Annotated in this window: 7 protein-coding genes and 1 pseudogene; 4 read left to right on the top strand and 4 right to left on the bottom strand. The window is 47.0% G+C overall.

Annotation, left to right across the window (positions count from 1 at the left end; all coding sequences use genetic code 11):
- Positions 1–84 precede the first annotated feature (84 nt).
- From H6G17_RS31975 to H6G17_RS31965, 3 genes are all read right to left on the bottom strand, one after another.
- Positions 85–255 carry a Nif11-like leader peptide family natural product precursor gene (locus H6G17_RS31975; protein ID WP_192162724.1) on the bottom strand — a complete coding sequence of 57 codons (171 nt, stop codon included), beginning with the start codon at positions 253–255 and terminating at the stop codon, positions 85–87.
- 107 nt (positions 256–362) lie between these two features.
- Positions 363–986: an NAD(P)H-binding protein gene (locus H6G17_RS31970; protein ID WP_192162722.1), complete on the bottom strand. Its 624-nt coding sequence runs from the start codon at positions 984–986 to the stop codon at positions 363–365.
- A 143-nt stretch (positions 987–1,129) separates the two neighbouring features.
- Complete coding sequence (locus H6G17_RS31965) at positions 1,130–2,509, bottom strand: FAD-binding oxidoreductase (RefSeq protein ID WP_192162721.1); 1,380 nt, start codon at positions 2,507–2,509, stop codon at positions 1,130–1,132.
- Positions 2,510–2,749: 240 nt separating this feature from the next.
- Here H6G17_RS31965 and H6G17_RS31960 point away from each other — a divergent pair, with 240 nt between their 5' ends.
- The 4 genes and pseudogenes from H6G17_RS31960 to H6G17_RS31950 all read left to right on the top strand — a co-directional run bounded on the left by H6G17_RS31960 (position 2,750) and on the right by H6G17_RS31950 (position 5,035).
- Positions 2,750–3,643: a LysR family transcriptional regulator gene (locus tag H6G17_RS31960; RefSeq protein WP_206757200.1), complete on the top strand. Its 894-nt coding sequence runs from the start codon at positions 2,750–2,752 to the stop codon at positions 3,641–3,643.
- Positions 3,644–3,793: 150 nt separating this feature from the next.
- Positions 3,794–3,928 (top strand): annotated as a pseudogene (locus H6G17_RS33785) (IS6 family transposase); the annotation flags it as partial.
- On the top strand, positions 3,902–4,246 hold the full coding sequence (locus tag H6G17_RS31955) for a DUF1998 domain-containing protein (protein WP_347276498.1): 345 nt from the start codon (positions 3,902–3,904) through the stop codon (positions 4,244–4,246). The pseudogene H6G17_RS33785 and the gene H6G17_RS31955, both read left to right, overlap by 27 nt.
- Positions 4,247–4,627: 381 nt before the next feature.
- On the top strand, positions 4,628–5,035 hold the full coding sequence (locus H6G17_RS31950) for a cupin domain-containing protein (RefSeq protein ID WP_192162718.1): 408 nt from the start codon (positions 4,628–4,630) through the stop codon (positions 5,033–5,035).
- 288 nt (positions 5,036–5,323) lie between these two features.
- Here the strand turns inward: H6G17_RS31950 and H6G17_RS31945 are convergent, their stop codons facing one another.
- Entirely contained in the window at positions 5,324–5,581 is a 258-nt protein-coding gene (locus H6G17_RS31945; protein ID WP_192162717.1) for a hypothetical protein, read from the bottom strand.
- Positions 5,582–5,717: the final 136 nt, after the last annotated feature.

Here is a 5,717-nt window from a genome sequence, read left to right as displayed (position 1 = left end):
TACACAACGTCAACCACACGTTGTACAAAACTTTTTTCGTGAGAAACATGTTGCTTACTCCGCTGCCTAAAACTGTTCACCATTCTATGCTCTGGTTAGTAACTCGAATTCAAGTTCTTCAGGAGTAAAGTCGTAGCCGGACGCTTGGGCGACTTTAAGACAAGACCCCATATCGACTACTGCTCTGAGTTTTGCCTTCAAAGTTGGATCTTGTTTGACGGTTTGTAGAAATGCAGCAACGGCTGTTTGAGTCATGGTCACTCCTTCGCTTTAAATTTCATTGAGGTAAACATTGAGATGCTTGTCTTTCCTAAGCTTTGCGGTCTTGTGGCAGTTGAGCGATCGTATCGAGCACAGCGTTCTTAGCTATTTGCGATCGTCACGGCTTGATGGAGGTAATTGTTGCTGGAAAGCTGGGCAAGCATAAAGGCAGCCAAGTCAGCACGAGTAATCTTATGCGCCTTCTCGCCCGTTGCGGGATCAAATACTCGAACATTGCCCATAGCCGGATCGTCGTTGAGGAGAGCGGGGCGCAGAATCACCCACTCTAGACCGCTCGTTTCAACAGCAGACTCCATTGCTGCTTTGTCTTTGTCTGCACCGCGCAACATCGTTGAAACCAGTAAGCGCTCATACCAAGTGGCATTCTCCTTACTCTCTCCTTCGCCCAGCATCGACGTAACCACAAGACGGCGCACCCCATTTCGCTGCATCGAAGCGATGATGGCGCTGGCAGCGCTCGATTCCAGCGTCGTTTCCTTGTAAGGCGTTTTGCCACCGATCGTATCGAGCACTGCGTCTTGACCAACAATTGCGGCATCGATCGCTGCACTATCGGTAGCATCGCCTTCAACGATGCGAACGTTCGAGACATTATACTCGTCAGCTTTGTGAACGAAAGCAGTGACCTGATGACCAGCGGCTACAGCCTGTTCGACCACAGCTTTACCAGTTTTGCCAGCGGCTCCTACGACTAAAACTTTCATGCTTTTACGCTCCTATGTAACGCTTGGTAGATTTTCCGGTTGAAGCAATTTGTCCATATCAATCAATCGATTGCTTTATTTGGCTAGACGACGACTATCAACAATATCAACGTCTGTTAACCGCGCCTTGACGTTCCCCTTGCTCACCGAGGCGGGATGTTCATGTTGAATGAGAAAATGTTGGTTGGATCGTAGTGCTGCTTGAGTGCTTGCAAACGCCGATACTTTGTTGCACCGAATGCAGCCGGAACACGGTCTTGCTGATCGCCGCGCAGAAAATTGTAAGAGGTTTCGCCCGTGTAGACTTCACCCAGTGAGTCATATGCCTTCCGGGTGTCGAGCGCGAGTCTTTCCAGCGAAGCCATCAGCGTGGGGGACACCAGATGGAGAACAAAAGGCACGCTGGGAGCCGTGTAGGATGCAGACTCGTTCGCCCTGCTCAACGCACCCCCAAACTGCTGCAACTCTATCACTCCCAATGGCGGCAGATACTGATGTGCGATCGCGACTAGCCCATCTAGTATAGGATCGCTTAACTCTTGTAGGCACTCCAAATTGCCGAAAGAAGCTGCTCCTTGCAAACTGGAAGCCCGATCAAACTGAGCCATCTCAGAATACGATCGCAGTTCAAGGTCATTGATCTCAGGCGCTTTGAACGCGAGAATTTGTTGATTCAATGCGTCAGCCGTTGACTCGTCGGTATGACAGATGCCGATCGCGCAGGTTTGTAAGCCATGCAGGTGCAACAGATTCTTTGGGTTCGGAGGTACTAGCATGAGCCGCAGCACAGTGGTCGTGTCATCCGTGAGATCTGCTGACCACTTCCGATAAAAACGCAGCACCGCTGGAGCGTCTTCCAAGCGGTAATAGGCAAGCCCGCCAAAGATTTTGCCGAGCGGGAAAAGGTCTATCATCAAAGCAGCAACTACTCCAAAATTTCCCCCGCCCCCGCGTAATGCCCAGAAGAGATCCGGATGCTCAGTTGCCGTCGTAGTCACGACAGAACCATCCGCTAACACCACCGTCGCCGCTTTCACCGCATGACAGGCTGCGCCGAATTTGCGGGCAATCCACCCCACGCCACCGCCTAATGTGTAGCCAATGACCCCTACATTGGACACCTGACCCGTCGGAAACGCGAAACCGAATGGCTCGATCTCAGCTAGCAGTTCACCGGACTGCACTCCAGGCTCGACGATCGCGGTTCGAGCGGTCGCGTCTACCTTAATGTCCTTCATCTTTGCCAATCGTAGCAGGATGCCTCCGTTACAGGGACGGGCGATTCCATGACCTGTGTTTTGCACTGCCAAAGGTAGGTTCCGTTCGCGGGCAAAGCGAATTGTCTCTACAATGTCTTGCACCGTTTGGGCATTCACAATGGCTAAAGGGTTTTGGTCAACAACTTCGAGCCAGGGTGTCCGTTGCTCGTCGTACTGCTTGTCTCCGTAAGCCGACACCGAGCCGCTCACTCGCTGTCTTAGAAGTTGAAATTCGTCGCCATGCAGCGTTCCTGTTCTGCTCATGCTTTAGCTCCATTTCTTATCAGCGGGTGATTGCGCCAATTCTTTCTTCACTTTCGAGGAGTTATCGGGCACACCATTTGTTCAAAACTTGTTTCATCGCGTGATACTGATTTAATTTCCAAACTTCTCCTTAGAATAACTCACCAATTTATATAGATAAAGGTGGTTTTTATGGATTGATTGTTTATAATGCTGGACAATCGCGAAGTTTTGATTCGTCTTAATACAGCAAGTACAGGTATGAATGACGCAAACGCTGTTTTAATTTTTCTCAAAGTTGCGGAACTCGGAGGATTTGTTGCAGCAGCACGATCGCTAGACTTGCCTAAATCTACAGTCAGTTTGAAGGTCAATGCGCTAGAGCAACGGCTGGGGGTGCGATTGTTTCATCGCACGACACGACGGGTTGCTCTGACTGAAGAAGGACGACTGTATTACGAAAACTGTTTGCCGATTCTCGATGCGTTACAAGAGGCGGATGATGCGATCGCGAGTCTCCAAGAGCATCCGCAAGGCGTGCTCCGAGTGACCGCCACGATATTGTTTGTTCAGACTGTTCTTGCACCCAATTTGCCGGAGTTTCTGCTGACCTACCCTGATATTCGAGTGATTCTCCATGCGACCACGGCATATGAGGACATCGTGAAAGAAGGATATGATCTCGCGATTCGGATTGTTCGGATTGGGCAACTAGACGATTCAACCTTGGGCGTGCGGCAGATTAGTACAGGTCGTCTGAAACTCTTCGCTAGCGCAACTTATCTCAAAACTGCTGATAAACTAAAAGCAATTGCTGATTTGCACAGTCATCCGCTGCTTCATATGGCTCATGGTCAAAACGAAACAACCTGGACATTGCACAATGAACATCAAGAAACAGAAACGCTCTCCATTCGTCCACGACTACTGAGTAATGACATTGCCCCTATTTATCAAGCGATCGTTGCTGGAATAGGAATTGGACTACTCCCAGAGTTTCTGTTTCAGCAAGAGTTACAAAGTGGGAATATTGTGAATGTTCTACCCCAGTGTTCATCAGCACCGATCCCAATTAACGCACTTTATCCCAGTCGCAAATATATTCCAATGAAAGTCAGAGTTTTTCTAGAGTTCCTTGAGCAAAAGATGCGATAAGACTATTATGCTGTAAAGCTTTTGACTCGATCGACGATGCAGAAGCGCGATTTGAACACCCTACTTTTGCCAGATGCGATCGCGCAGGTTGTGTCGCAAAAACCGTTAATGGTAGGGTAGACAAGCTCAGTTCTGCCTTCGCTCCCTCCAATGTCTACAGCTTCCTTGTTCAAGTGGCGGCACTTTTTGCCTGAAATTATCCTGCTCAATGTCCGCTGGTACTGCCGCTATGCCTTATCTTACCGAGACTTGGAAGAAATGATGGCAGAAAGAGGGGTGGAAATCGTCAAAGCCGTGCCGTTGGTGGTTTTGTCGTCTAGCCTTGATGTCGATACCGTCGTGGACAGATCGGCAGACAAAACAGTCGGCTACTTCTTCGATACTAGTTCTGGCGGTAATGGTGCGGCTGAAGCGATCTTCCACCAACTACCCAAGTTTGCTGCTAAAGCTCGATCGCTAGCGCTGGAGTGCGATTGTGAATTCGGTTGTCCGAGATGTTTGACTCAACACGGGTGTCCCCAGCAAAATTTAGGATTGCACAAGGATGCTGGCTTATTCTTGCTAGATGCGATCGGTCGAGGAAGCGAACAAACAGCAAATTAAAGTCTACGCAATTGGTCAAGACTTTCATCTGTTAGAAGAAGCATTTGAGCGCGATCGCTGCTAGACTACTCCACCTCCCCAACGCGATCTTCTAGTTCAGTTCTCTATATCTTTCGGTCTAAATTGTTCTAGTTCATTGTATTAATTGCTAGGACTTTATAACCAACAGTTCATCAAATCATCTATCGACAAAGTAGATTTTCAATTGTAAAAAATTCACCTAAATTTTAGTAGCAGATACACGATTGTAGTTTTTATAACCTAGAATATATATATTCACTCGTCGTCTTCATGTCTGAATCGGAGTTGGCAAACCATCTTATCACTCTAAATCAGAAGAACAATATTGTTTAAGCTCAAAAAATAGCAGAGAATAACACAATGATTATTTCAGCAAACGGAGTTGAAATAAAGCACCTCACAGAATTCAGCTCTGAAGAACTTTTTGGCGCAACAATTACTCGATTGCTATCTCACGAACAGCTTCCAACTGTTGGATTTGATCGGGTAGAAATTTCCAAAGGAGCTACGCTTAAACCTCATACACACGCAGCTTCCGAATCCTTCATTTACGTTCTCGAAGGAACAGCAATTGTGACGTTAGACGCAAACAACTCTGGCGTTAAAGCTGGAGATACTATCTACATTCCTGCGGGTGTTAGTCATGGCTTTAGTACGCCTGATGAAGCAGTTGTATTGCTTTCAGTGCAATCACCTCCTATTTATCCAGAGTCAAGTCTGCCAGACATCCATTTTGGCAATCCAAACGGCTTAGGTGAAATGAATTGAGAGAACACTATTTTCTCTCTAAATCTGACATCGAGATCAGCTCCAACGGAGATATTTATGGGTTTATCGGTAGTATTGCAAAAAACGGTAAGCTGAATAGTACGACGAGAGAAAAACATCTTGTTTACCTCTGATGAATCCTAAAACTCTGTTTTAGTGGCGATATTCTCAGCCAGAAATCATTCTACTACAAGTCAAATTATTAGTATTTTATGCTTATAATATTTTTACCATATTTACTTTCTTTCTACAACAAACCACATCAAAAATCTGTAAGCCAAGCGCTTTTCATTGACTCACGCCATAATCTTTTTCCATAACTTCCAAGTACCGCATCTGTCTCGATGTCAAGTACAACGACCGCTGTATCGTCTCCAAAATCGCATAATCTACCGCTTCCAATTCCACTTTCCGTAGGTTGCTAATTCGCGACGAAACTGACAATAAAGTCATGCGATCGCCCGGGTGCATCCCAGTTTTGCAAGTCTTAGATTGAGAACTGCCCATTGAGATAGGCACAGCGGTGCAGAAGAACTTGCGAAACATTTTCCGCTTTCCATTGTGCGCCTGAGAGTTTGATTGGTCATGCGAGGGGGAAACGTGGGACTGCTAGACTGAACAAGGTGTAGTTGCTCTGGAACAGTCTAATGAAATGTCCCCTGTGTGGTCATGAGAAACCGCA

This window comes from Chroococcidiopsis sp. [FACHB-1243], assembly GCF_014696895.1.
GTDB lineage: Bacteria > Cyanobacteriota > Cyanobacteriia > Cyanobacteriales > Chroococcidiopsidaceae > Chroococcidiopsis.
Note: the sequence above shows the minus strand (reverse complement) of the source record. Positions and strands in the feature narration are given on the sequence as shown.